Origin of the sequence: Streptomyces sp. (genome assembly GCF_035644915.1) — a bacterium.
GTDB lineage: Bacteria > Actinomycetota > Actinomycetes > Streptomycetales > Streptomycetaceae > Streptomyces.
The window spans coordinates 1-25,916 of the sequence record NZ_DASQNP010000234.1 but is presented as its reverse complement, the minus strand read 5'-3'; the positions used below and the strand labels follow the sequence as shown (position 1 = coordinate 25,916).

At 75.1% G+C, this 25,916-nt stretch carries 22 protein-coding genes; 9 read left to right on the top strand and 13 right to left on the bottom strand.

The genetic code is table 11. The annotated features are described in order from the left end of the window. Window positions 1-10 precede the first annotated feature (10 nt). On the bottom strand, window positions 11-3,379 hold the full coding sequence (locus VE546_RS25090; protein WP_414720575.1) for an ATP-dependent helicase: 3,369 nt from the start codon (window positions 3,377-3,379) through the stop codon (window positions 11-13). A gap of 164 nt (window positions 3,380-3,543) precedes the next feature. Further along, complete coding sequence (locus tag VE546_RS25085; protein ID WP_414720574.1) at window positions 3,544-3,939, bottom strand: MGMT family protein; 396 nt, start codon at window positions 3,937-3,939, stop codon at window positions 3,544-3,546. A 254-nt stretch (window positions 3,940-4,193) separates the two neighbouring features. Here VE546_RS25085 and VE546_RS25080 point away from each other — a divergent pair, with 254 nt between their 5' ends. Beyond that, window positions 4,194-6,794, top strand: a complete 2,601-nt coding sequence (locus tag VE546_RS25080; RefSeq protein WP_324926152.1) for a flippase-like domain-containing protein — start codon at window positions 4,194-4,196, stop codon at window positions 6,792-6,794. Between the two features lie 91 nt (window positions 6,795-6,885). Here the strand turns inward: VE546_RS25080 and bla are convergent, their stop codons facing one another. Further along, complete coding sequence (bla, locus tag VE546_RS25075; RefSeq protein WP_414720578.1) at window positions 6,886-7,836, bottom strand: class A beta-lactamase; 951 nt, start codon at window positions 7,834-7,836, stop codon at window positions 6,886-6,888. A gap of 176 nt (window positions 7,837-8,012) precedes the next feature. Between bla and VE546_RS25070 the strand changes: the two genes are divergently transcribed. The 3 genes from VE546_RS25070 to VE546_RS25060 are packed head-to-tail and all read left to right on the top strand — an operon-like array spanning window position 8,013 to window position 10,032. Beyond that, entirely contained in the window at window positions 8,013-8,420 is a 408-nt protein-coding gene (locus VE546_RS25070; RefSeq protein ID WP_324926149.1) for a helix-turn-helix transcriptional regulator, read from the top strand. 14 nt (window positions 8,421-8,434) lie between these two features. Then, window positions 8,435-9,235, top strand: a complete 801-nt coding sequence (gene modA / locus VE546_RS25065) for a molybdate ABC transporter substrate-binding protein (RefSeq protein ID WP_324926223.1) — start codon at window positions 8,435-8,437, stop codon at window positions 9,233-9,235. Next, window positions 9,232-10,032: an ABC transporter permease gene (locus VE546_RS25060; protein WP_414720573.1), complete on the top strand. Its 801-nt coding sequence runs from the start codon at window positions 9,232-9,234 to the stop codon at window positions 10,030-10,032. Before modA ends, VE546_RS25060 begins: the two co-directional genes overlap by 4 nt. 21 nt (window positions 10,033-10,053) lie before the next feature. On the opposite strand, the gene VE546_RS25055 is transcribed toward VE546_RS25060, so the two are convergent. The 9 genes from VE546_RS25055 to VE546_RS25015 form a co-directional block, all read right to left on the bottom strand. Then, entirely contained in the window at window positions 10,054-10,956 is a 903-nt protein-coding gene (locus tag VE546_RS25055) for a MerR family transcriptional regulator (protein ID WP_324926148.1), read from the bottom strand. Between the two features lie 222 nt (window positions 10,957-11,178). After that, window positions 11,179-11,592, bottom strand: coding sequence for a hypothetical protein (locus VE546_RS25050; RefSeq protein ID WP_324926146.1), 414 nt, complete (start codon window positions 11,590-11,592; stop codon window positions 11,179-11,181). Between the two features lie 732 nt (window positions 11,593-12,324). Beyond that, window positions 12,325-13,503, bottom strand: a complete 1,179-nt coding sequence (gene moeZ / locus VE546_RS25045) for an adenylyltransferase/sulfurtransferase MoeZ (RefSeq protein ID WP_324926145.1) — start codon at window positions 13,501-13,503, stop codon at window positions 12,325-12,327. A gap of 62 nt (window positions 13,504-13,565) precedes the next feature. Continuing rightward, the gene (locus tag VE546_RS25040; RefSeq protein WP_324926144.1) at window positions 13,566-14,330 is read right to left on the bottom strand and encodes a spherulation-specific family 4 protein; all 765 of its coding nucleotides are present in this window, start codon (window positions 14,328-14,330) and stop codon (window positions 13,566-13,568) included. Then, window positions 14,318-15,241, bottom strand: coding sequence for an NAD(P)-dependent oxidoreductase (locus VE546_RS25035; RefSeq protein WP_324926142.1), 924 nt, complete (start codon window positions 15,239-15,241; stop codon window positions 14,318-14,320). Before VE546_RS25035 ends, VE546_RS25040 begins: the two co-directional genes overlap by 13 nt. Window positions 15,242-15,378: 137 nt before the next feature. Continuing rightward, window positions 15,379-16,536 carry a hypothetical protein gene (locus tag VE546_RS25030; RefSeq protein ID WP_324926141.1) on the bottom strand — a complete coding sequence of 386 codons (1,158 nt, stop codon included), beginning with the start codon at window positions 16,534-16,536 and terminating at the stop codon, window positions 15,379-15,381. Further along, a complete protein-coding gene (locus VE546_RS25025; RefSeq protein ID WP_324926140.1) occupies window positions 16,533-18,305 on the bottom strand; it encodes a DUF3492 domain-containing protein in 1,773 nt (590 codons plus the stop codon). The genes VE546_RS25030 and VE546_RS25025 overlap by 4 nt, the downstream gene beginning before the upstream one ends. Window positions 18,306-18,476: 171 nt before the next feature. Beyond that, the gene (locus VE546_RS25020) at window positions 18,477-19,946 is read right to left on the bottom strand and encodes a DUF3152 domain-containing protein (RefSeq protein WP_324926138.1); all 1,470 of its coding nucleotides are present in this window, start codon (window positions 19,944-19,946) and stop codon (window positions 18,477-18,479) included. Window positions 19,947-19,952: 6 nt separating this feature from the next. Further along, complete coding sequence (locus tag VE546_RS25015; RefSeq protein WP_324926137.1) at window positions 19,953-20,939, bottom strand: alpha/beta hydrolase; 987 nt, start codon at window positions 20,937-20,939, stop codon at window positions 19,953-19,955. A 123-nt stretch (window positions 20,940-21,062) separates the two neighbouring features. Here VE546_RS25015 and VE546_RS25010 point away from each other — a divergent pair, with 123 nt between their 5' ends. From VE546_RS25010 to VE546_RS24995, 4 genes are all read left to right on the top strand, one after another. Continuing rightward, window positions 21,063-21,293: a hypothetical protein gene (locus VE546_RS25010; RefSeq protein WP_324926136.1), complete on the top strand. Its 231-nt coding sequence runs from the start codon at window positions 21,063-21,065 to the stop codon at window positions 21,291-21,293. A 174-nt stretch (window positions 21,294-21,467) separates the two neighbouring features. Continuing rightward, on the top strand, window positions 21,468-22,094 hold the full coding sequence (locus VE546_RS25005; protein ID WP_324926135.1) for a TetR/AcrR family transcriptional regulator: 627 nt from the start codon (window positions 21,468-21,470) through the stop codon (window positions 22,092-22,094). 184 nt (window positions 22,095-22,278) lie between these two features. Continuing rightward, on the top strand, window positions 22,279-22,506 hold the full coding sequence (locus VE546_RS25000) for a DUF3107 domain-containing protein (RefSeq protein WP_324926133.1): 228 nt from the start codon (window positions 22,279-22,281) through the stop codon (window positions 22,504-22,506). 201 nt (window positions 22,507-22,707) lie between these two features. Then, window positions 22,708-22,989 (top strand): hypothetical protein, encoded by a 282-nt coding sequence (locus tag VE546_RS24995; RefSeq protein WP_324926132.1) that lies wholly within the window; start codon window positions 22,708-22,710, stop codon window positions 22,987-22,989. 62 nt (window positions 22,990-23,051) lie between these two features. On the opposite strand, the gene VE546_RS24990 is transcribed toward VE546_RS24995, so the two are convergent. Continuing rightward, window positions 23,052-23,780 (bottom strand): ferritin-like fold-containing protein, encoded by a 729-nt coding sequence (locus VE546_RS24990; protein WP_324926131.1) that lies wholly within the window; start codon window positions 23,778-23,780, stop codon window positions 23,052-23,054. Between the two features lie 413 nt (window positions 23,781-24,193). Here VE546_RS24990 and VE546_RS24985 point away from each other — a divergent pair. Next, the coding region (locus VE546_RS24985; RefSeq protein ID WP_324926221.1) for a DEAD/DEAH box helicase at window positions 24,194-25,916 on the top strand (1,723 nt) is incomplete at its 3' end.

Below are 25,916 nucleotides of genomic sequence, written 5' to 3'. Positions count from 1 at the left end.
CGCCCCGGCGTCACTCCACGACGTGGCGCCCCTCCGGCCGGGCGCTGCACGCCCCCTTGAAGGAGCAGGTGCCGCAGTGCCGCCCCGGCGAAGGGGTGAACCGCTCGTCCAGGACGCGGCCCGCGGCGTCGGCCAGCAGGGCGCCGATCCAGTCCCCGTCCCCGCCGTACGGCGGCAGGGCCTGCTGCCGCTGTACGGCCGGGAGCGCGTCGCCGCCCTCCTTCTTCGGCGCGCCGATCCTCAACTGGACCAGCTCCGCGCCGCCCGGCTCCATCCGCTCGTCGGTGCCGTCGAGCGCCCCCTCGCGCACCGCGAGCTGGTAGACGGCCAGTTGGGGATGGTGCTCGACCTCCTCGGCGGTCGGTTTGTTCTTCCCGGTCTTGAAGTCGACGACGTACGCCCGGCCGTCCGGCCCGCGCTCGACGCGGTCCATGGTGCCGCGGACGCGGATCCTGTGGTCGCCCGCCCGGAGCGTCACGTCGAAGCCGTGCTCGGTGGCGACCGTCTCGCGTCCGGCGTCCCGCTCCATGACGTGCCAGCGCAGGAAGCGCTCCAGCGCGGCGCGGGCGTTCTCCCGCTCCTGCCGCGACTTCCAGGGCGCCTCGAAGGCGAGCGAGTCCCACACCGAGTCCAGCCGCTCCAGCAGCACGGACAGGTCGGCGGGGGTGCCGCCGGAGGCGACCTCGTCGGCCAGGACGTGCACCACGTTGCCGAAGCCCTGGGCGGCGGTGGCGGGGGGCTCGGCCTTCACCTCGCGGCCCAGGAACCACTGGAGGGAGCAGGTGGAGGCGAGCTGGTGCAGGGCGCTGCCCGAGAGCGTGACCGGCTGGTCGCGGTCGCGCAGCGGCACCTTCGAGCGGGTCGGCTCGTACAGCCCCCACCAGCGCTGCGGGTGCGCGGCGGGGACGAGGGCGCTGCCGTCGTCGTCGCGCAGGGCGGCCAGCTTCGCCAGCCGCCGTGCGGCGGCCTCGCGCAGCGCGGGGGACGCGGCGGGGTCGACGGTGGTGGCGCGCAGTTCGGCCACCAGCGCGGGCACCGACAGCGGGCGGGGCGGCCGGCCGGTGACGTCCCTGGGATCGACGCCGAGTTCGGTCAGGAAGCGGGAGGGCTGGTCGCCGTCCTCCGCGGCGGCCTTGACGGCCGTGACGACCAGGCGGTCGGCCGCGCGGGTGGCCGCCACGTAGAACAGCCGGCGCTCCTCGGCCAGCAGCGCGCCGGGCGGGAGGGGTTCGGCCAGCCCGTCGCGGCCTATGCGGTCGGGCTCCAGCAGCGAGCCGCGCCGCCGCAGGTCGGGCCAGAGCCCCTCCTGCACCCCGGCCACGACCACCAGGCGCCACTGCAGGCCCTTGGAGCGGTGCGCGGTCATCAGCCGTACGGCGTCGGGGCGCAGCGCGCGGGGGGCGATGGTGTCGCCGGCGATGTCCTGGGCGTCCAGCTCCTCCAGGAAGTTGAGCGCGCCGCGCCCGCCGACGCGCTCCTCGGCGCGCGCGGCGGCGGCGAACAGCGCGCAGACGGCGTCCAGGTCGCGGTCGGCGTTGCGGCCCGCGGCGCCGCCCCGCCGGGCGGTGCGCCTCAGCCGTTCGGGCCACCTGCCGTCGCCCGCGTTCCACAGCATCCACAGCGCCTCCTCGGCCGTGGCGCCGCCGGCCAGCGCCTCGCGCGTCTTGCGCAGCAGCAGGCCCAGTTCCCGGGCGCCGCGCGCGTAGGACGGGTCGTGCGCGACCAGCCGTTCGGGTTCGGACAGCGCCTCGGCCAGCAGTTCGTCCGAGGGGCGGGGGACGGCGCGGCCCGCGGCCCGCTCCTCCTCGCGCAGCGCGCGGCCCAGGCGGCGCAGGTCGGCGCCGTCCAGGCCGCCGAGCGGGGAGGTCAGCAGGGTGAGCGCGGTCTCCACGTCGATCCAGGCCGCAGGGCCGCCGGACCGCCCGGACTCCTCCCGCCCGCCGGAGCCGGCGGCGGTGTCGGAGGTGTCGTCCGCGGTGTCGGTGGTCTCGGTCTCGGTGGTGCCGGCCTCGGCCTCGGTGTCGGCCGCCGCCGCCCGCGCCACCACGCGCAGCGCGGTCAGCAGGGGCGCCACGGCGGGTTCCCGGGCCAGCGGGACGTCGTCGCCGTCGGTCTCCACCGGGACGCCGGCCGAGGTCAGCGCCCGCCGCACGGCGGGGATCGTACGGTGGCCGGCGCGCACCAGCACGGCCATCTCCCGCCACGGGACGCCGTCCTCCAGGTGCGCGCGGCGCAGCAGGTCGGCGATGTTGGCCAGCTCGGCGCCCGGGGTGGGATAGGTATAGACCTCCACCCGGCCGCCCTCGCGCACCGCGGACAGCTCGCGGTGCGCCCGGACGGCCTCGGCGGGCAGCCGGGTGAGCGGCATCCGGTGGGTGAGCCGCCGGGTGGCCTCCAGCAGCGCCGAGGCGGAGCGGCGGTTGGTGCGCAGCACCGCCACCGGGGCCGGGGAGCCGTCACGCCGCCGGAAGGTGTGCGGGAAGTCGAGGATGCCGTTCACGTCGGAGCCGCGGAAGGCGTAGATCGACTGGTCGGGGTCGCCGAAGGCGACCAGCGTGCGCCCGTCCCCCGCCAGCGCGCGCAGCAGCCTCACCTGCGCCGGGTCGGTGTCCTGGTACTCGTCGACGTAGACCGCGTCGTACCGCGCGGCCAGCCGCGCCCCGACCTCGTCCCGCTCGGCGAGCAGCACCGCGCGGTGCACCAGTTCGGCGTAGTCCAGCACGCCCTGGAGGTCCAGCACGTCGAGGTACTCGGCCATGAAGGCGGCGGCGGCCCGCCAGTCGGGGCGCCCGGCGCGGCGGGCGAAGGCGTCCAGGGCCTCGGGGCCCAGGCCCAGCTCCCGGCTGCGGGCCAGGACCGCCCGCAGCTCGTCCGCGAAGCCGCGCGTGGTCAGGCAGGCGCGCAGCTCCCCGGGCCACTCGATCCGGCTCCGGCCGGCGTTCTCCAGGCCGGCCTGCCCGGCCAGCAGCTCGCGGATGCGCAGGTCCTGCTCGGGGCCGGACAGCAGCCGCAGCGGCTCGGCGAACAGGTCGGCGTCCTGGTGGGCGCGGACCAGCGCGTAGCAGTACGAGTGGAACGTCGTCGCCTGCGGGGCCGACCCCGTCAGCCGGGCCGCCATCCGGTCCCGCAGCTCCACCGCCGCCCGGCGGCTGAAGGTCAGCACGAGGATGCGTTCCGGGTCGCCCCCGCGCCGCACCCGCTCGGCGACGGACTCCACCAGGGTGGTGGTCTTCCCGGTGCCCGGTCCGGCCAGGACGAGCAGCGGTCCGTCCCCGTGGTCAACCACCGCGCGCTGTCGTGCGTCCAAGGCAGGGAGGCTCGCCGGACCGGGCGGGGTACGCACCAACCGGTACGTATCGGATGTGTGGGAGGAACTCACGTGGATCGCCGGTCCTGGTCGCTGTTCTGGATGATGCAGACGGTACGCCAGTCGGCAGCCGAGGCGCAGCACGTCTCATGCGCATCCCGGCCGGACGGCTCGCCTCGGGTACGGCGACGCCATGACGGAAGCTGGTACGTGTGAGGAGTCCTATGCGAGGGGCGTCAGACGCGATCCCCGCCGCCGCGGCCGGCGTCGGGGCCGTCCGCGTCCCCGTCCCAGCGGGCCCGGCGCAGGTCGATCCGCACGCCCTCCGGGGCACGGCCCGGCACGCTCCCGGCCGTCCCCCGCAGCGGGGTGCCCTCCTCGCGGTAGCGCTCCAGCGCCCGCAGCTCGTGCCCGGGCAGCAGCACCCCGTCGGCCCGCACCACGCGCCACCAGGGCACCGCGCCGCCGTAGAGGGCCATCACCCGGCCCACCTGCCGCGGCCCCCCTTCCCCGAGCCATTCGGCGATGTCGCCGTACGTCATCACCCGGCCGGGCGGAATGCCCTCCGCCACGGCCAGCACCTTCTCCGCGTACTCCGGCAGCTCGCCGACGGGCCCCGTCATGGCGGCCATGGTGCCCCATGCCACCGACAGCCCGCACCGCCCCCAGGGCCCGGTGCGGCCGCCCCGGCACGGCGGCCGGATGTGTGGGAACGCTCCCGACACGCACAAAATCCGCTATCCGTGGAGAAATGTGCCCTCGTGCGTCCCCCCGTCGCCCCCTCGTGCCACCATCGTCCCGGCGGTGACAGGTGATACGAGAGCAAAAAGAGACGGAAGAGCAGGGCGGGCGTCCTCCGGGGGAGGGCCCCCGTCCCGATGCCCCCTTGCGGAACGCGGACGGTACGGGCCCTGACCACCTGGAGGGCGACGAGCCGATCCTCCCCGCCCGGGTGCACCGCCCCTCCGACCTGGTGCGGCTGCTGCTGGGCATCCTCGGCATCGCCGTCGTCCTGACCATCGCCGCCTTCGCCCACGGCACCACCGCGGGGCTGGAGCAGGACATCGACAAGGGCGCGGGCCAGGCGCCGCTGCTGCTGATCCGCTTCGCCGGGTTCGCCTCCAGCGTCGCCGTGCTCATCGTGCCGGTCGCCTTCGCCATCGAACGGCTGATCAAACGGGACGGCCTGCGGATCGCCGACGGCGTGCTCGCCGCCGTCCTGGCGCACGGCGCCTCGCTCGCCACCGACCTGTGGGTCGCCGAGCAGGCCCCTCCCTCCGTACGGGACGCGCTGGTCAACCCGGCTCCGGGCGGTGGCCTCACCGATCCGGTGCACGGCTACCTGGCCCCGGTCATCGCCTATATGACGGCCGTCGGCATGGCCCGCCGCCCCCGCTGGCGCGTCCTGCTGTGGTGCGTGCTGCTGCTGGACGCCTTCGCGGTGCTGGTCGGCGGCTACACCACGCCGTTCTCGATCCTGGTCACCGTGCTGATCGGCTGGACCATCGCCTACGGCACGCTCTACGCCGTCGGCTCCCCCAACGTCCGCCCCACCGGCCAGCACCTGCTGGCCGGGCTGAGGCACGTGGGCTTCAAGCCGGTCCGGGCGCTGCGCGAGGACACCGAGGGCGAGCGGCCCGAGCAGAACGACCGGGGCCGCCGCTACCTGGTCACCCTGGAGGACGGCCCGCCGCTGGACGTCACCGTCGTGGACCGCGAGCAGCAGGCGCACGGCTTCTTCTACCGCGTCTGGCGCCGCTTCGCGCTGCGCGGCATCACCCAGCGCCGCAGCCTCCAGTCGCTGCGCCAGGCCCTGGAGCAGGAGGCCCTGCTGGCGTACGCGGCCATCGCCGCCGGGGCCAACGCCCCCCGGCTGATCGCCACCTCCGAGCTGGGCCCCGACGCGGTGATGCTCGTCTACGAGCACATCGACGGGCGCGGTCTGGACACCCTGCCGGACGAGGAGATCACCGACGAGCTGATGTGCGCGGTCTGGCGGCAGGTCAAGGCGCTCCAGTCGCGGCGCATCGCCCACCGGCGGCTGGAGGACGACGCGCTGCTGGTGGATCGTTCCGGCACGGTGTTCCTCACCGACTTCAGCAGCGGCGAGATCGCGGCCGGCGACCTCGTGCTGCGGATGGACGTCGCACAGTTGCTGACCACCTTCGGCCTGCGCGTGGGCGCCGAACGCTCGGTCGCGGCGGCCGTCGCGGTGCTCGGCCCGGACGCGGTGGCCGACAGCCTCCCACTGCTCCAGCCGATCGCGCTCAGCCGCAGCACCCGCGCCACCCTGCGCAGGCTGGCCAAGGAGCGGGCGCAGCGCGAGCGGGAGGCGGCCATCGAGGCGTCGCGCGCCGGCCGGGAGGCGCGCCACGCCGAGGAGGAGCAGGCCTCGGCCGCGGGCGACCGCAGGCCGTCGCGGTCGGGGAAGCAGGCCGAGCGGGCCGAGAAGCGGGCCATCATGGAGGCGCTGGAGGAGGTGCGCGAGGAGGACCTGCTCTCGCAGATCCGCCAGCAGGTGCTGCTGATCCGCCCGCAGGCACCGATGCAGCCGGCCCGTCTGGAACGGGTCCGGCCGCGCACCGTGATCAGCTTCGTCGCGGGCGCCTTCGCCGCCTACTTCCTGCTGTCGCAGCTCACCCATGTGGACTTCCGGCAGGTCATCGGCGGGGCCAACTGGGGCTGGGTGGCCGCCGCGCTGCTCTTCTCGGCGCTGACGTACTTCGCGGCGGCGCTGAGCCTGCTCGGCTTCGTGCCCGAGAAGGTCCCGTTCCTGCGCACGGTGATCGCCCAGGTGGCGGGCTCCTTCGTCAAGCTGGTCGCGCCCGCGGCGGTCGGCGGCGTCGCGCTCAACACGCGCTTCCTGCAGCGCGCCGGGGTCCGGCCCGGCCACGCGGTCGCCAGCGTCGGCGCGTCCCAGCTCTTCGGCCTGGGCTGCCACGTCATCCTGCTGCTGACCTTCGGCTACCTGACGGGCACGGAGCGCACCCCGACCCTCTCCCCGTCCCGCACGGTCATCGCGGGGCTGCTGACGGCGGCCGTCCTGTCCCTGATCGTGACGGCGATCCCGGTGCTGCGGAAGTTCGTGGTGGAGCGGGTGCGAGCGCTGTTCGCGGGCGTCGTCCCGCGCATGCTGGACGTCGTCCAGCGCCCGCAGAAGCTGCTCAGCGGCATCGGCGGCATGCTGCTGCTGACCGTCTCGTTCGTGATGTGCCTGGACGTCTCGATCCGCGCCTTCGGCGGCGAGCTGAGCTACGCGAGCATCGCGGTCGTCTTCCTCGCCGGCAACGCGCTGGGCTCCGCCGCGCCCACCCCGGGCGGCCTGGGCGCGGTGGAGGCGGCGCTGATCGCCGGCCTGATCGCCTTCGGCCTGGAGAAGGAGATCGCCACTCCGGCGGTCCTGCTCTTCCGGCTGATGACCTTCTGGCTCCCGGTCCTCCCCGGCTGGCTGTCCTTCACCCACCTGACGCGCAAGGAAGCGATCTAGGCGTACCGTCCCGCCGTGGCCGCCGTGACCGGCCGCCCGCGGCGCGTTCCTCCTGCTGTGACAGCCCTGACGGCTACGGCGGCCCCGACGGCTACGACAGCGCGTCGGCGACCACGGAAGCCGCTTCCGCGATCAGTTCGTCGTCGTGCTCGGCATCCTTCTCGTCGCGGTTCGACATGATCGCCACGACGACGGGGGCGGCGTCGGGGCGCCACACCACGGCGATGTCGTTGCGGGCGCCGTAGTCGCTGCCGGTTCCGGTCTTGTCGCCGACCACCCAGTCCTCGGGCACCCCGGCCCTGATCAGCCCGGCTCCGGTGGTGTTGGTCCGCAGCCACCCGGCGAGCCGTGCGCGTTCCCCCTCGCCCAGGGCGTCCCCGAGGACGAACGCCCGCAGGTCCCCGGCCAGCGCCCGCGGCGTGCTCGTGTCCCGTGTGGAGCCCGGCGCCCACCGGTTCAGCCGGGGCTCGCGGCGCTCCATCCGGGTGACGTCGTCGCCGATCCCCTCCAGCACGGCGTCCAGGCCCCGGGGCCCGCCGAGCACGTCGAACAGCAGGTTGGCCGCGGTGTTGTCACTGAAGCGGACGGCGGCCTCGCACAGCTCGCCCAGGGTCATCCCGTCCTCGACGTGCTTCTCCGTCACGGGGGAGTGGGGGATCAGGTCGTCCCTGGAGTACTCGATCACCCGGTCCATCCCGTCCAGGGAGTACTTCCGCAGCACGGCACCGGCGGCCAGCGCCTTGAACGTGGAGGCGTAGGCGAACCGCTCGCCGTCGTTGTAGGCCACCTCGCGCCCGGTGCCGGTGTCGACGGCGTAGACGCCCAGCCGCGCGTCGAACTCGCCCTCCAGCCTCCTGAACTCGCGGAGGTACGGCTCCCCTGCCCCAGCGGACGGGGACGACGGGCCCGGCGACGACACCGACGGCGGGCCCGACGACGAGGCCGGGGAGCCGCCCCGGTCGCAGGCCGCGAGCGGGACGAGGGCGAGCGCGGCGAGAACGGCGCGCCGTACACGGGCGTGCTGCACGGTCCGGACCTCCAGGGAGCCCCGCACGCGGGGGCGCACGGGCGACGGGGGTGACAACGGGGTGACGTGCCGTCCGCGCCGGGCGGTTCCGCCCGGCGCGCCCCGCGGCCCGCGCACGAGATGCGCGGATGCCAGGGGAGAATCCGGTTCCGCCTTGCACCTGCCAGCCCGTACGCCCTACCGTCGGGCACATGCCTTCCTACTCCATGGGCCGGGCGGCGCGTCTGCTCGGGGTCAGCGCCGACACGGTGCGCCGCTGGGCCGACGCCGGGCGGCTGCCGACGCGGCGGGACGACAGCGGCCGTCGGCTGGTGGAGGGGGAGGACCTCGCCGCCTTCGCCGTCGCGCTCGCCGCCGACGGTACGGGCGGCCCGGGCGGTGAGGAGGACGAGCCCCGCACCAGCGTCCGCAACGCCTTCCCCGGGATCGTCACCGCCGTCCGGCTCGGCGACGTCGCCGCCCAGGTCGAGATCCAGGCCGGGCCCCACCGGCTGGTCTCCCTGCTCACCCGGGAGGCCGTCGAGGAGCTGGGGCTGGCGGTCGGCATGGAGGCCGTGGCCCGGGTGAAGGCCACCAACGTGCACGTCGACCGGGTCTGAGGCGGCCGGCCGTGATCCACCCGACCCGTCTGCCCCGTCTGCCCCGCCGCGTCCGGCTCGCCGCCGCCCTGCTGACCGTCCTGGCCTGTCTGGCGGCCGCCTGTACGGGCGGCGCGCTCGGCCGTGCGGGCGGTGACGAGGACGGCGCGCGGACGACCGTGACGGTGCTGGCCGCCTCCTCCCTCACCGACGTCCTCACCGCGGCGGGCGCGGCCTACGAGGAGGAGCACCCAGGCGTCCGGCTCCGCTTCTCCTTCGCCGGTTCCCAGGAGCTGGCCGCGCAGGTCCGCCAGGGCATGCCCGCCGACCTGATCGTCACCGCCGACACCGCGACGATGGACACGCTGCGGGAGGAGACCGGCCCGCCCACCGTGATCGCCCGCAACCGGCTCGCCGTCGCCACCGCGCCCGGCAACCCCCTGGGCATCGACTCGCCCGGCGACCTCGCCCGCGAGGACGTCGCGGTCGTGCTCGCCGCCCCCGAGGTCCCCGCCGGCCGGTACGGGCAGCGGCTCCTGGAGCGGTACGGCGTCACCGTGCGGCCGGTCTCCCGGGAGCCGAGCGTCCGCGCCGTGCTGAGCAAGGTGGAGCTGGGCGAGGCCGACGCGGGCCTGGTGTACGCCACGGACGCCGTCGCCGCCGGGGACGGGGTCGACGCCGTTCCCCTCCCCGACGACCGGAACCCTGTCGTCCGGTACCCCGCCGCCGTGCTCGAGGACGCCGCGCACCCCGGGGAGGCCGCCGACGTCATCGCCTGGCTGGGCACCGAACCGGCCCGCCGCCTCCTGCGGGACGCCGGCTTCCTGCTGCCGTGAGCCGCCGTCCCGCCCCCCGTACGCGCCCGCCGGCCGCGCTCGCCCTGCCCGCCGCGCTCGCCCTGGCCTTCCTGGCCGTGCCGCTGGCCGGCGTGCTGGCCCACACGCCCTGGCCCGACCTCGCCGGGCAGCTCTCCTCCCCCGCCGTGGCCCGGGCCCTCGGGCTGTCCCTGCTGGTCTCCGGCCTCGCCCTGCTGCTCTCGCTCGTCCTGGGCGTGCCGCTGGCGTGGCTGCTGGCCCGGGTGGACTTCCGCGGCAGGTCGCTGGTGCGCGGCCTGGTGCTGCTGCCGATGGTGCTGCCGCCGACCGTCGCGGGCGTCGCCCTGCTGCGCGGCTTCGGCCGGGGCGGCCTGCTGGGCGGGCCGCTGGAGGCGCTCGGGGTGACCCTGCCGTTCTCCACCGCGGGCGCGGTGGTCGCCGCCGCCTTCGTGGCGATGCCGTTCCTGGTGATCAGCCTGGAGGGGGCCCTGAACGGCATCCATCCGCGCTACGAGGAGGCCGCCGCCACCATGGGCGCGACCCTCCCCCAGACGCTGCGCCACGTCACCCTGCCCATGGTGATGCCCTCCCTGGCGTCGGGCGCGGCGCTGTGCTGGGCGCGGGCGCTGGGCGAGTTCGGCGCGACGATCACCTTCGCGGGCAACCTCCCGGGCACCACCCAGACCCTGCCGCTCCAGGTCTACCTGCTCCTCCAGCAGGACCCGGCCGCCGCGACCTCGGTCTCCCTGCTGCTGCTCGCCGTGGCGGCGGGCGTCCTGGTCGCCCTGCGCGGCCGCTGGCTGGGCCACTCCCGCTGAGCGTCCCCGCCCCGGGACGTCTCACGGCGCTCCGCGCCGCAGGTCCGCCCGCAGCGCCCGCTCCAGCCAGAGGTAGTCCTCCCGGGGCGCGAGGCGTGGCCGGCGGCCCTTGACGAGGGAGAGCAGCCGGCGGAAGCGCTGGGCGTCCGCGGCGAACCCCGCCTGGAGGGCTTCGAGGACCTCTGCCCTGTCCGCGTCGTGGAACAGCCGGGTCAGCACGGCCGAGGCCCCGCGTCCCTCCGGGTCCACTCCCCTCGCGCGGGCCTCGCCGACGACCTGTACGACATGCCCGGTGAACCAGATGGAGGAGCCGGGCCGCCCGGGCGTGTTCAGTTCGAGCATCCGCCGCATGCGCGTGCGGAAGCCGGGATCCGAGATGAGCTCGGCGAGTTCGAGCCAGGCGTCCACCTGCTCGGCGGAGGGGTTGTCGGGCAGCTCGACGGGCGAGCGCCGCAGGCGTTCGTCCATGTCCGGCGCGCCCTCCAGCCCGCCGGACACCTCCTTCATGAAGTCCTCGATGATCTTCCGACGCTCGTCGGCCGAGAGCCGTGCCAGCTTGTTCACAAGCGCTGTCTCCTCAGCGGTGGATCCGCGACGCGCGATCGCGGACAGGACGGCCCGGTTCACCTTGAGCGCGCGGATCTGCGCGTCCACGGCCGCGACGTGGCCGGCGGCCACCTCCGCGACCGTCATCTCACGGCGCAGGACGCGGCGCACCTCCTCCAGGCTCAGCCCCAGTTGCCGGAGGCTGCGGATGAGGTCGAGGCGTACGACGGCGTCGGCCCCGTACAGGCGGTACCCGCTCGCGGAGCGCCGTTCCGGTGTGAGCACGCCGATGTCCGACCAGTAGCGGATGCTGCGGACGCTCGCGGCCGTCCGGCCGGCGAGCTGCCCGATGGTGAGCAGGGGTTCTTCCTCGTTCACCCGGGAAGTCTGGACCCTCCACCCACTGGAGACTCAAGGCCCGCGACGGCCGCGTTCCGGCAGCCTCCGACAGCACCGTGGCGGGGCGCGACCCGTCGTCGCACCCCGCCACAGGGGAGGTTCAGTGGACCGTACCGGCTATTGGCCATCGCCCCATGTCCACCAGAGCTGGAGAGGCCGCCGGAACACCCTGACGGTCATGCCGTCCGGAGTGGTCGGAATCTACGCGGTTCCGTCCTTGTAGACGGGGCGGTAGTCGGTCGTGCCGTTGACCTTCACGACCCACACGCGGACGGGAGTTCCTTCGGTGATGTCGCCGGTCGCGTAGTCCGAGCAGTACGGGGAATGCTGCCCGCGGGTGCTGACCTTGCGGTCGATGTCCCCGTCGCGGCCGATGTCGAGCCGGACCTCGATGCCCCAGCCGTCCGCAGCAGAATCACAGGCCGCGATCGCGTCGCCGGGCGCGTCGCCGTAGCCGATCGGGTCGGGGCCCGGGTCGTAGTTCCAGATGCCGTACCCGCCGCCTTCGTAGGCTCCGTAGCTCCAGTACGCGGCGGACGCGGAGTTGGCCGTGACCAGCCCCAAAGCGAACGCGCACAGTGTGACGCCGGCGGCTCGCGCCTTGCTCAGCTTCACCTGGTTCCCCCTTCTTCGTCGTCCGAGTCCGGCCGTTCCTTCGTCCGAAGGACCCCGGCGGGCTCATGGTGGGCGCGTTGAGCCTAGCGGATGGTGATCTTGCTGATGCATATGATTTTTCGATCAGCAGTTGTCGGCCGGAGACGCGTGCCGGGAGCTTCGAGGTGACCACTCGTCCTCGACGGCCCGTTCTCCACCGGAAGACGGCCGGGAAGGCAAGGGCAACCGCTGGACGGCAGTGGGCGGTAGCCCTGCTCGTCCGGCTCAGGCCCCCACCCGGCAGAACGGGCTGGAGGCCCCTCCCCGGTCCCGTACGAGGGTCCTTCCCCTGGTGTCGCATCCCGGGTCGAAGGCGGTTCCCGGGGTGCCTTCGGACTGGAAAGCGGTTCATGTCCTCCCGGACGACAAGCGGCAGGCGGTTCCCCGCGGAAGGCATCGGGACTCGCGGCCGTGGGCCACTCCTCGCTGCTTCTCCCCGGGGCGGAGTCGGGGACGGACACGGCCCGGCCCGACAGCGGTTCGGGCACGCCCCTCCCGAAGGGCTCTTGGCGGGCCGGTTCCGGGGTCTGCATCAGCGGGCCGCCGGCGCCGGCGGCTCAACGGGACGCACGCGGGCCGTCCGTGGGCCGTCAGAGGTCGGCCGACGACGACCGACAACGACAGGCGACGACCGCGTCCCGGCAGCACGGTGGCGGGGTGCGACCCGTCGTCGCACCCCGCCACAGGGAAGGTTCAGTAGACCGGCTTCTCCGGCTCGATCTGGTTGACCCAGCCGATGACGCCGCCGCCGACGTGGACGGCGTCCGAGAAGCCCGCGTTCTTCAGCACCGCGAGCACTTCCGCACTGCGGACACCCGTCTTGCAGTGCAAGACGATCCGCTTGTCCTGCGGCAGCCTGCTCAGGGCATCGCCCATCAGGAACTCGTTCTTCGGGATCAGCCGGGCGCCCGGGATGGAGACGATCTCGTACTCGTTGGGCTCGCGGACGTCGATGACCTCGATGTTCTCGCCCGCGTCCAGCCACTCCTTGAGCTGCTTCGGCGTGATGGTCGAGCCCGCCGCGGCCTGCTGGGCCTCGTCGGAGACCACACCGCAGAACGCCTCGTAGTCGATCAGCTCGGTGACCGTCGGGTTCTTGCCGCAGACCGCGCACTCCGGGTCCTTGCGGACCTTGACCTGCCGGTACGTCATCTCCAGGGCGTCGTAGATCATCAGGCGGCCGACCAGCGGCTCGCCGATGCCCGCCAGCAGCTTGATCGCCTCGGTGGTCTGGATCGAGCCGATCGACGCGCACAGCACGCCCAGCACGCCGCCCTCGGCGCAGCTCGGGACCATGCCGGGCGGCGGGGGCTCGGGGTACAGGCAGCGGTAGCACGGTCCGTGCTCGCTCCAGAAGACCGACGCCTGGCCGTCGAAGCGGTAGATCGAGCCCCACACGTACGGCTTGTTCAGCAGCACGCAGGCGTCGTTGACCAGGTAGCGGGTGGCGAAGTTGTCGGTGCCGTCCACGATCAGGTCGTACTGGGCGAACAGCTCCATCACGTTGGAGGAGTCCAGCCGCTCCTGGTGGAGGTTGACCGTGACGTACGGGTTGATCCCGAGCACCGTGTCCCGCGCGGACTCGGCCTTGGAGCGGCCGATGTCCGACTGGCTGTGGATGATCTGGCGCTGGAGGTTGGACTCGTCGACCTCGTCGAACTCCACGATGCCGAGCGTGCCCACACCTGCCGCGGCCAGGTACATCAGGGTCGGGGAGCCGAGACCGCCCGCTCCCACGCAGAGCACCTTTGCGTTCTTCAGCCGCTTCTGCCCGTCCATCCCGACGTCCGGGATGATCAGGTGACGCGAGTATCTGCGGACCTCGTCGACGGTGAGTTCGGAGGCCGGCTCGACCAGGGGTGGCAGCGACACGGAGACCTCAACAGGTTGGTCGGTGGACGGTTGTTCCTCTCGTAACACTGCCACGCGGGATCTCATTCCGAGACACCCGGTCCGAGGCGCGAGACGATCTCGTCCCAGTAGCCGGGCATCGTCTCCCAGGGGTCCGCGTCCTCCCCCCGGCGCCCCCGGCGCGTGCGGTCCGTGAACCAGACGGTGCCCGCTCCCTGCCAGCGGGCGATGCGCACCGCCTCCTCCAGGTGCGTGCGCGGTACGCCGTGCACCAGGTGGCAGAAGCGATCCGGCGGATGGTCCGCCGTCCACTCCGCCGCCTGCGACCAGCGGTAGTCCGTCCACGGCCCGGAGAACGTCACGAGCTGGTCGGCCACCTCCGCGTAGCCGGGGAAGGGGTGCGTGCCGTGGCCGAGGACGAGGTGGGCGTCCCAGGCCAGGGCGCGCAGCGTGATCGCCACCCGGCTCACCTCCGGCAGGGCGGCGCGGTCGCCGGGGCAGCGGTCCAGGAAGAAGCCGTCCACCCCGTACCAGTCGAGGAAGCGGTGCGCGTCACGGACCAGCGCGGCGAGGTCGCGGTGACCGTGGCGCGCGTCCAGGTGGCCGAGCACCCGCACCCCGGCGCCGCGCAGCCCGGCCACCGCCGCCGCGCAGTACGGGTCGGCGCACGCCCCCGGCCCGCGCGCCACGTTGAGCACCGCCCAGTGCACCGGCGCGCCCGGGCGGGCCAGTTCGGCCCATTCCGCGGGCGCCACCATCGGATGCGCGTAGCCGGGCACCCCGACGCCGGTCCGGCCGGGCGCGCCGGCGGCCGGGAGCCGTCTGCCGGAGCTGGTCAGATACGGCACGCCGCCTCCATCCAGATGTCCGCCAGCGACTCCTCCAGACCGATCCGGGGCCGCCACCCCAGCCGGTCGCGCGCGCTGCGGACGTCCGCCTGCTGCCAGGGGCCGCATCCGTCGGGGTACGGCGGGGGCGCCGGCGGGCCGCCGGCGGTCTGGTGCACCTCGTCCAGCTCGTGCACCGGGCCGGGGTAGCCGGCGGTCCGGGCCAGCACGGAGACCACCTCCCGCAGCCGTACCGCGTGTCCGGTGCCGATGTTGACCACCCCCTGGGCGGCCGACAGCGCGGCGGCGTGCACCGCCCGCGCCACGTCCCGCACGTCCACGAAGTCGCGTTGGACGCCCAGCCCGGCGAGCCTGAGTTCGCCCTCCCCCTGCTGCATCACCCGGCGCAATGCCTCCGCGAGCCGCCCCAGCGGCGAGCCGGTGGGGGTGCCGGGGCCGGTCGGCGAGAAGACCCGCAGCACGATGGCGTCCAGGCCGGAGCCCAGGACCAGTTCGCTGGCGGCCAGCTTGCTGACGCCGTACGGGCTGCCGGGGCGCGGCACGGCGTCCTCGCCGGTCGAGGAGCCGGCCGGGGAGGGACCGTACTCCGCGGCGCAGCCGAGGTGGACCAGCCGGGCCCCGCATCCGCTGCGGCGCAGCGACTCGCAGACGGTGGCGGTGGCCACGGTGTTGTGCCGGATCAGCTCCCGGGCGCCGCCGCGGGTGGCGCCGGCGCAGTTGATGACGACGCTGGGGTGCACCGCGTCGAGGAAGCGGGTGAGCGCCCCCGGGCTGCCGGTGGACAGGTCGAAGCGGACGTCGGCGTCGTCGCCCCGGCCGAGCGCGGTGAGCTGGACGGCCGGGTCGGCGAGCAGGCGGTCGGCGACGTGGCGGCCGAGGTATCCGTTGGCTCCGATCAGCAGCACTCTCATCGGACGTCCTCCCGCACAGGTGCGGTGACGCCGGTGGCGCACGGAACGGTCATGGGGTGTGCTCCTTCATCGGTGGTGCATGGCGCACGCGGTCTCGTGCGCCGGCGTGGATCGGGGGCGGGGCCCGGCCGCGGGGGTCACGGCCCGTCCCGGCGGTGGGCGGAGGCGGCCGTGAGGGAACCGGCGGCAGAGGCCAGCAGGACCAGGGCCGCGGCGGTGCAGGCCGCGGCGGGGACGGCGGCCGGCCCCCAGGCGTCCACCAGCGCCTCCACGGGGCGGCCCAGGTGCGCCGCGCCGGGCCGCCGGGCGGCCGACGCGGCGGCGAGGGCCGCCGCCTCCAGGACGCAGGCCACGGCGAGTCCGCGGGCGGCGGCGGCCGGAAAGCCGTGGGCGGTCAGCAGCACCGCGGTGAACAGCAGCGTGCCGAGCGCGGTCACGGCGGCGAGCGGGAGGGGGCCCGGGAGGGCCGCGCCGTCCAGGGCGAGGTGGGCGGCGGTCACCACGGCCGACAGGGCCGCGGTGAACAGCGTGACGGCCGCGGCGAGCAGCGGACGCGTCCGGGCCGCGAACTCCGCCAGGTCCCGGCTGGTGCGCAGCCGCCGCCGCGCCCGCGCGGCGAACCAGCGCGCGCACCACACGGCGGGCGCGACGGCCAGGGCCAGGGCCAGCGGTGTCCACCGCTCGGCCGGGAGCGGCGCCGCCCGCACCCCGTCGCCCAGGCACCAGGCCAGCAACCGGTCGCCGGCGAGGGCGTAACCGAGCAGCCAGCAGCTCCCCAGCACGGTGGCCCGGGTCGGGGCGGTGCCGGACGGGACCGTCGCGCGCAGGCACAGCCACGCGGACAGCAGCACGAGTAACGCGCCCACCGCCGTAGCGGCGATCCGGACGGACGGCGGGGCGCTCCCCACCGGGGCCGGCGCGTGCGGCACGTACAGCGTCGCCGCGCACAGCGCGCCGGGCAGCAGCGGGAGCAGCGCCACGCGCGTAGCCCGCGCCCACCGCGCGCCGCGGCGGCGCGGCGCGTCCGGTCCGGCGGGCGGGGCGGGCGCGGGCGGCGCCGTCAGGGGTCCGTCGAGGGGTCCGCCGGCGCGGGGCGTCCGGGCGTACAGCTCCTCGGCGAGCGAGAACACGTCCCGGTGCCGGTAGCGCGCCGCGGTGCGGTCGGTGATCCCCCGGGCCTCCAGGGCCGCGGCGATCTCCAGCGGGTCCACGGCCCGTTCGCACAGCTCCCGGTGCCGGTGCAGCAGGGTGCGCACCGGGTCGGCGGGCCGGTGCGGTCCCGGCGGGCGGCTCATCGGCGCCCCTCCCGGGCCCCGGTGGGCGCGCCCGCCGGGACCGTGCCGGGGGCGGCACGGGGCTCGGGGGCCGTACGGGCCCAGCTCGGGCCGCGTCCGGCCCGTCCGCCGGCCCGGTCGGTGAGCACGGCCCGGTGGACGGGGAGGTGGGCCTCGGGCGGACGGGCGAACGGCCGGGCCCCGGCGGTCCCCCTGGCGGGTTCCGGGCGGCGGGAGAGCAGTTCCAGGTAGATGCCGCGGAACGCCGCGACGTTCTGCTCGACGGTGAACAGCTCCAGCGCCCGGGCCCTGGCGGCGGCGCCCAGCCGGGCGCGCCGGGCGGGGTCGCCCAGCAGGGCGACGCAGGCGTCCGCCAGGGCCCGGGGGTTGCGCGGCGGCACCACCAGCCCCGTGCCGCCGATGACCTCGCGCACCGCGCCGACGTCCGTGGAAACCGTGGCCCGCCCGGCGAACATCGCCTCGACCAGCGGGATCGGGAGGCCTTCCACGACGCTGGAGAGCACGGCGACGTCGGCGGCGGCGTACGCGTCCGCGAGCCGGGGCACCTCGGGGTCCCCGATCCGCGCGAAGCGGACGGGGTTGTCGCCGACGCTCAGGGCGTCGGCCGCCTCGTCGGGGAAGAGCTGGGCGGCCAGCGCACGGCAGTGCGCGAGGTACGCCTCCGCCTCCCTCCCGTCCGCCGCGGCGGGCCCGCCGGGGTGCTCGGCGATCAGCAGCCGGGCGCCGGGCACGGTCCGGCGGACCCCGGCGAAGGCGTGCAGCAGGCAGACCAGGTCCCTGGCGGGCTCGATCCGCCCGGTCCACACCAGCAGCGGGTCGGGCCGTTCCTCCCCGGTGTCCTCCTCGATCCCGGTGAGCGGCGACGCGTCCATCCCCGGGTGGACGGTGCGCAGCCGGTTCCGGTCCGCCCCGCACCTCTGCTGCCAGCGGCGGGCGTGGGTGTTGCCGGACGTGATCAGGTCCGCCCGGCGGTACGCCTCGCCCGCCAGGCGTCTGTGGAACGAGGCGAGCAGGGCGCGTACGGGCGCGCTCACGGCGTGCGGGGCGACGGCGTGCGCGGCGCTGGCGAGGTAGTGCTCGCGCAGCCGCACCCCGTACTCGGTGACCAGCAGCGGCGTCCCGAACAGCCGCCCGGCCAGCAGTCCCGGCAGCGCGGCGGGGCCGCCGCCCACCGCGTGGCAGACGTCCGCCGTCGCCAGGCCGGGCTCGCCGTACCAGTCCAGGGAGAGGGGCCGCAGCACCCGTTCCAGCTCCCCGGTGACCGTGAGCAGGTCGGTCACCGCGGCGGCGCGCACGGCGCGGAGTGCGCCGGGGGCCCGGCAGGCCGCCTCCAGCAGGCGGAGGGCCTGTTCGGAGCGGAGCGCGGCGGCGAGTCCGCCGCGCTCGCGGGCGAGGTCGGCGAGCCCGTGGAGCCCGCTGGCGAAACGGTCCGCCTCGGCGGTGGCCGCCTCCTCCCCCGGTTCCGCGCAGACGGCTCCGGCCAGGTCGGCGAAGTGCTCGCCGAACCGCCGCCTCTCGCGCCGCCCGTATCCGCCGGAGCCGCCCCGCGGACCGTCCCCGGGAGCGGGACCCCACAGCGGTGCGGTGCGCACCCGCCGGACGTTGTCCGGCAGGGCGGGCCAGGCGCCCGCCCGCTGCCGTTCGCCGCGGCCGAGCGCGTAGACCTCGAACTCGTGGCCCCCCAGCCCGCGCACCAACCGGTCGCACCACACGACCGAGTCACCGCCCGGATACGGGTAGCCGCCCTCCGTGAGCAGTGCGATGCGCACGCGTTCACCCCCGCTCCTCCTCCTGGCCACCGGCCGTCCCCGTGGCGTCGCGGGAAGACGTTATGCGCGGGATGGGGCGGCATGGTGGACGGTTGTCCGCCACACCACCGGAAGGGGTGAACTACCGTGACTTTTCGCCCGGTTGAACGTTCGGCCGTTCGGTGGGGTGCCTCAGGCGTCCGGGAAGGGCCAGGCGTTGGGGCGGCAGGTCGCCCCGCCCGTGGTCAGGTACTTCGTCTGCTGCATCATCACCGGCGCCAGGGCGCCGTCCTCGGGGCAGCCGACGTGCCCCATGCCGAGCCGGTGGCCCACCTCGTGGTTGATGAGCATCTCCCGGTACTCCCGCATCCGCTCCGGGCCGAAGGTCTCCGCGCCGCGCGCCCACCGGTAGGCGTTGATCATGACGCGCTCGGTCGCGGCCGAGTCGCACGACACGTTGTCGATCGTGGTGTCCAGGCCCGATCTGGCGCACCACTCGGCGGTGGTGGCCGGGCCGGCGAGCGTGATCACGAAGTCGGCGTCGCCGCCGGAGACCCGCTCGAAGGTGCGGGCGCCGCCGTGGCTCCAGCTCCGCTCGTCGTTGAGCGTGCGGTGGACGGCCTCGGCGAACAGCCGGCCGTCCAGCGGCAGCCCCTCCTCGACGTCCACCCGGTAGCGGACGACCGGTCCGCGCCCGGGTGCCCCGTCCCGCCCGGGGACGGGGACGAGCCTGCCCGTGCCCTTGAAGTCCGGGCTGAGGTCGAAGAGCCGGTCCATCCGCTCGGCGTAGGAGACGGGGGCGGTGCTCGCCGGCGGGGCCGACGCCTTCGAGGGCGTGGGGCGGGCGTCGGAGCGGGAGGAGTCCTGGGCGCTCATGCGCTCGTTCTCGCCGCCCGCGCCCGGCAGGCCCTCGGCGCCGCTCCGGGCGTCGGTGACCTGCCCGGCCACCACGACGGCGAGCACGGTGGTCACGGCCGCGGCGGTGATCCCGGTGAAGGTGCGGCCCCGGCCGCCCCTGTCCTTCCTGCTCCCGCCGGCGGTCCCGGGGCTTCCGGCGCCGGTGTCCCCGCCGGCGCCCGCGCCGGTCTCACCGTTCCGCTCGCTGTTCCGCTCGCTGTTCTGCTCGCTCCCGCCGTCCCGGACCGTCCGGGGCTCCGCCTCCCGGGGCTCGCCGGGCGCGGGGGGCGCCGCGACACCCCCGGCGCCGTATTCGCCGGCCGGCGGGCCGGTGACGGGCGTCCGCCGCCCGGCCGCGGCGAAGACGTCGTCGTCGAAGGCGTCGATGTACTCCTGCCGCGGCATCCGCCCGGCTCCGTGCACCACCCCCTGCGGCGGTCCGCCCGCCGGGCCGCGCGCGGCGTCCGGGACGGGGCCGCGCTGCGGGGGGATCCCCCAGGCGCCGCCCGGTTCGCGGTGCTCGGGGTGGCCGCCGCGGACCCGGGGCGCTCCGTACGGCGGTGGGACGGCCCGGGCGTCGGCCCCGGCGTACACCGGCGCGCCGTGGTGCGGCACGCCCTGCGGCACCTCCTGCGCCGGGGCCGGCGCCGGGTGGGGGCGCGGGGCCTCCTCCTGAACGACGGGCTGGACGACGGGGGGCCTCCCGGCGGCCGTGGTCGTCGGCTTGCCGGTGTTCGGCCGGCCCCGGCGGCTGTGACGTCCCACGCCTCGTCAACCCCTGCCCGTGTCGATGTCTTGCAGCTCGGTGTCCCGCAGCAGTTCCCGGAAGGCGTCCGCCACCGCCTCCGGGTACTCCATCATCGCGACGTGTCCCGCGTCCGGCAGCGCCAGCAGCCGGGCGTCGCGGAAGGCGGCGCTCGCCCTGCGCGCCATGCGGAAGGAGACCAGCCGGTCCCGCCCGCCGTACACCAGCAGCGTCGGCGCCAGCACCCGCTCCGCCTGGCGCCACAGCGCGTGCTGGCCGCCGAGGGTGTAGGCGTTCACGATGCCCCGCGCCGACCGGGCGAGCGAGTCCCAGAAGTACGGCAGCGCCAGCCGGCGCTCGTACTCCGCCACGGCCGCCTCGAAGTCCTCCTGCGAGACCGAGGCGGGGTCGCCGTAGCACAGCGCGAGGACCTCGCGGGTGCGCCGCTCGGCGGTCCAGTGTCTGGTCAGCCGCCCGAAGACGGCCGTGGCCCCCGGCACCGCCAGCAGGGCGGTGGGGATCGCGGTGCGCTGCGGGCGCAGTTCCGGCAGGGCGGGCGAGACGAGGGTGAGGGTGCGCACCAGGTCGGGGCGGACGGCCGCGACCCGGGTGGCTATCGCCCCGCCCAGGGAGTTGCCGAACAGGTGCACCGGCCCGCGTCCGGAGGCGTCGAGGTAGCGGATGACGGCCCGCGCGTGCCCGGAGACCGAGTAGTTGCCGTCGTCGGGCGGCGGCGAGTGCCCGAAGCCCGGCAGGTCGAGGGCCTCGCCGTCGACCGCGTCGGCCAGCTCCCGCATCAGCAGGGACCAGTTCTGCGAGGAGCCGCCCAGGCCGTGGACGTAGAGCGCCGCGGGCAGACCCGCGCGCGCGGCCGGGCGGCCGCGCACCGACAGCGTCAGTCCTGGCAGCGACACGGACCGCAGGGTCTCGCCCTCCCCGGCCCGCGACCGCCCCGTGGGGGGGACCTCGTACGGGGCCGCCGCGCGCGAACCCGACTGCTCGGTCGATGACATGGAGGCAATGTTACGAGACGATCACTGCCCCCCTCACGTGTTCGGAGTCACACCCGCTTCGCTCCGGGAAATCACCTCTCCTAGGCTCGTGTGGAATCCCCTCACCGTGGAAAGAGGACCGTCATGCCTGTTGATCCCACCGACCCCGACACCTTCGAGGACGAGGAGACCGAGCAGCCCGCGGCCGAGCGGTTCGGCGTCGAAGCTCCGGAAGTGGACGCGGCCGAACAGCGCGCCGACGTGTTCCGCCACCGGGACGTGCCGCTGATCGGCCGTGACTCCCCGGAGGTGGACCCCGCGGACGCCGCGGAGCAGGCCCGGGTGGTCGAACTCGACGAGGACGATTACCGCTAAACCGTTACATCACGCGTTCGAAGCACGGATTTCTGTGCTCGCCCCGCGCACGGGAGGTTTACCCAAAAGTACGATGGCGAGCGCAGCGCACACCGCGCGCGGAACGACTCCTCCCCCGGTGCCCGCCCGGGCCCCGCCCGGAGGGCGTCCGCAGGGAGATCCCAGGAGGCGAGCGTGACAGCCATCGAGCAGACCGAGGCACGCCCGCGTGGCACACGCCTGCCACGCCGGGCCCGACGCAACCAGTTGCTCGGTGCGGCACAGGAGGTGTTCGTCGCCCAGGGCTACCACGCCGCTGCCATGGACGACATCGCCGAACGCGCGGGCGTCAGCAAGCCGGTGCTGTACCAGCACTTCCCCGGCAAGCTCGACCTGTACCTGGCCCTGCTGGACCAGCACTGCGAGGCGCTGGTCCAGGCGGTGCGCGCGGCCCTGGCCTCGACCACCGACAACAAGCAGCGGGTCGCGGCGACCATGGACGCGTACTTCACGTACGTGGAGGACGAGGGCGGCGCCTTCCGGCTCGTCTTCGAGTCCGACCTGACGAACGAGCCCGCCGTGCGCGACCGCGTGGACAAGGTCAGCCTGGACTGCGCGCAGGCGGTGAGCGAGGTCATCTCCGAGGACACCGACCTGCCCGAGGACGAGGCGATGCTGCTCGCCGTGGGGCTGTGCGGGATGGCGCAGATCACCGCGCGGTACTGGCTGGGCAACGGCCGGAAGATCCCGCGCGACGCCGCGACGAAGCTCATCTCGTCGCTGTCCTGGCGGGGCATCGCGGGCTTCCCGATGCACGGGTAGGACGGCGCCGCGAGGAGCGCCGGACCGCCGGGCCCGTCCGGCCCCGGTGTTCGCTGTCGGCGTGCGGCCCCGGGCGGCCCGGTGTCCCGCGGCGGGCTAATGTGGCTGGGTACGGCGCGGCTGGCCGCGCACTCCGCCCCGGCTCCGCCAGGGGGAAGCACACACCGTTCGGAGGGACATAGCCGTGGAGGTCAAGATCGGCGTGCAGCACGCGCCCCGCGAGATCGTTCTGGAGAGCGGGCAGACGGCCGAGGAGATCGAGCGCACCGTCGCCGAGGCTCTGACCGGCAAGTCGCGGCTGCTCAGCCTGGTGGACGAGCGCGGCCGCCGGGTGGTCGTCCCGGCCGACCGGCTGGCCTACGTGGACATCGGCGAGCCGAGCGGCCGCAAGGTGGGCTTCGGCACGATCTGACGCGACGGCCGGCGCGAACCGGCGCGCGACACCGGCGCACGGCGCCGGGCGCGAACCGGAACCGGAACCGGAGGACGCCGCCGACGAGGACCGGACACGGCGGCCGGGCGGGAAACCGCCCGGCCGCCGTTTCGTGCTCCGGGCCCGCGGGGTAGGACCGAGTAGCCCGATGTGCACCCCACCGGCCCGCGGGAGGACCCATTGCTCTGGGAAGTACTCGGTTCCGCGCTCCTCGGCCTCGCCGTCGCCCTCGTGGCCGTCCACCGCTTCGCTGACCGGTTCCGGAACCGGCCCCTGGTACTGGCCACAGGGCCGGCGGCCGCCTTCGGCGGCGGTGTGATCACCCATGTGGTCCTGGGCCCGGGCCATCCGCTTCCCACGCTGGCGGTCGCCGTCCTGGTCGCGGCCGCCCTGCTCTCCCTGCTGGTCCGCCCGCGCGGCGGCGCCCCCGTCCGCGGCCGCCCGCGCGTGGGCGCGGCCTGAGCCGTACCGCCGCGGGTCCCGCACCTCGTCCGGTCCGGCCGGAAACCGGTCGGGCCGACCGGTCAGGCCGCCAGTCCCAGCGCGGCCATGCGCTTGGTGTGGGCCTCGGTGATCCGGGAGAACATGCGGCCGACCTCCGCCAGGTCGAAGCCCGCCGCGACCCCGCCGACCAGCATCATGGACAGCGCGTCGCGCTCCGCGACCACCCGCTGGGCCTGCGACAGCGCCTCCCCCATCAGACGGCGGGCCCACAGGGCGAGCCGTCCGCCGACGCGGGGATCGGCCTCGATGGCCGCGCGCACCTTCTCCACCGCGAAGCCGGAGTGTCCGGTGTCGTCCAGCACCGCCAGCACCAGGGCGCGGGTGTCGGAGTCGAGGCGGACCGCCACCTCGCGGTAGAAGTCCGAGGCGATCGAGTCGCCGACGTAGGCCTTGATCAGGCCCTCCAGCCAGTCCGACGGCGCGGTCAGCCGGTGGAAGTCGTCCAGTGCGGCGGCGAACGGCTCCATCGCCGCCGTCGGGTCCTCGTCGATCTCCGACAGCCGGTTCCGCAACCGCTCGAAGTGCTGGAACTCCGCCGACGCCATCGAGGCCAGTTCCGCCTTGTCCGCAAGGGTCGGTGCCAGCTTGGCGTCCTCCGCGAGCCGTTCGAAGGCGGCCAGCTCGCCGTAGGCGAGCACGCCCAGCAGGTCCACGACGGCCGCCCGGTACTGGGGGTCGGCGGAGGCCTGGGCCCAGTCCTGGGCGGCGAAGCCCTCGGGCTGGTCGGGGGATGTGTCAGACGTCTCCATGCTGCGCACAATAGTCCGCTCCACCTGCCCGGGAAGCGTCCAGGGCGGCCCGGGCCGGGACGCGGGCGCCCCCCGGCCCGCAATCTCCCCGGTACAACATGCGCGGTTTGGGGGTACAGTGATATTGGGCCCGCTTCCTGACAGCGGGTTCAACGCATACTGTGTTCTCTGGGCCCTGGGACGTTCCCCGGGCCCGCAGCGGATGCCCGGTCGGTGGCCCGATCGGCTCCGACACGACCGCCCTCCACGCGGACCGTGTGCGGAAGCGCGGCAGCAGCCGCGCGTTCCGCACGGACCGCGGTGAGGGGCCCGCTCGCGCGGTACGAGCGCTTGAGCGAGAGCCCGTGGTCCCGCGCCGCGAGGCCGTACGACAGCCCGAGCGGCTGGCGACGTCCGGCGCGGTACGACCCGCCCTGCTCCGCTGGGGTGCGCCCTCGCTCCCCCCCGTCCCGCGTCTCACGGAAGAGGCAAGCATCCTGACCACCACATTCCGAGAGCTCGGGATCCTCCCCGAGACCGCCGAGGCCCTGGAAGCCGTCGGCATCACGTCCCCGTTCCCCATCCAGGAGATGACCCTGCCGGTCGCCCTCGCCGGCGCCGACGTCATCGGCCAGGCCAAGACCGGCACGGGCAAGACGCTGGGCTTCGGCCTGCCGCTCCTGGAGTCCGTTGTCGTCCCCGCCGACGTCGAGGCGGGCCGGGCCACGCCCGAGCAGCTCACCGACGCCCCGCAGGCGCTCGTGGTCGTCCCCACCCGCGAGCTGTGCCAGCAGGTCACCAACGACCTCCTCACCGCGGGCAAGGTCCGCAACGTCCGGGTGCTGTCGATCTACGGCGGCCGCGCGTACGAACCGCAGGTCGAGGCGCTGAAGAAGGGCGTCGACGTGGTCGTCGGCACCCCGGGCCGGCTGCTGGACCTGGCCGGGCAGAAGAAGCTCAGCCTGGCGCACGTCCGCACGCTGGTGCTGGACGAGGCCGACGAGATGCTCGACCTGGGCTTCCTGCCGGACGTCGAGAAGATCATCCAGCTCCTGCCCGCCAAGCGCCAGACGATGCTGTTCTCGGCGACCATGCCGGGCCAGGTCATCGCCCTCGCCCGCCGCTACATGTCGCACCCCACGCACATCCGCGCCACCGCGCCGGACGACGAGGGCGCGACCGTCGCCAACACCACGCAGCACGTCTTCCGCGCGCACTCCCTGGACAAGCCGGAGATGATCGCCCGCATCCTCCAGGCCGAGGGCCGCGGACTGGCGATGATCTTCTGCCGCACCAAGCGGACGGCCGCCGATGTCGCCGAGCAGCTCGCCCGCCGCGGCTTCGCCGCCGGCGCGGTCCACGGCGACCTCGGCCAGGGGGCGCGCGAGCAGGCGCTGCGCGCCTTCCGCAACGGCAAGATCGACGTGCTCGTCTGCACCGACGTCGCCGCCCGCGGCATCGACGTGGACGGCGTCACGCACGTGATCAACTACCAGACGCCGGAGGACGAGAAGACCTACCTGCACCGCATCGGCCGCACCGGCCGGGCGGGCCGGAAGGGCACGGCCATCACGCTCGTCGACTGGGACGACATCCCGCGCTGGCAGTTGATCAACAAGGCGCTGGACCTGGACTTCAGCGACCCGCCGGAGACGTACTCCACCTCCCCGCACCTGTACGAGGCGCTCGGCATCCCCGAGGGCACCAAGGGGATACTGCCGCGGTCGGAGCGCACCCGCGCCGGACTCGCGGCCGAGGAGATCGAGGACCTGGGCGAGACCGGGGGCCGCGGTCGCGGCCGGGGCCGCAGGGCCGCCGAGGAGCAGCCGCAGCGCACTCCGCGCCAGCGCCGCCGCACCCGCGGCGGTGCGGCCGTGGACGGTTCCGCCGCGGCGGAGCAGTCCGGGCCGGCGGAGCAGGCGGACGGCACGGAGTCCGGGGCGGACGAGCCCCGCAGGCCGCGCCGGCGCCGCCGCACCCGCGGCGGTGCGGCGGTGCGGACGGATTCCCCGGCCGGCGCCCGGACCGGCGCGCAGGAGGGTGAAGGCGTCGCGCACGGCGAGGACACGCACGCCGAGGCCGCCGAGGCCACGGCGGCGGACTCCGCCGGAGCCGGGGAGCCGCGCAGGCCGCGTCGCAGGCGCCGCACCCGCGGCG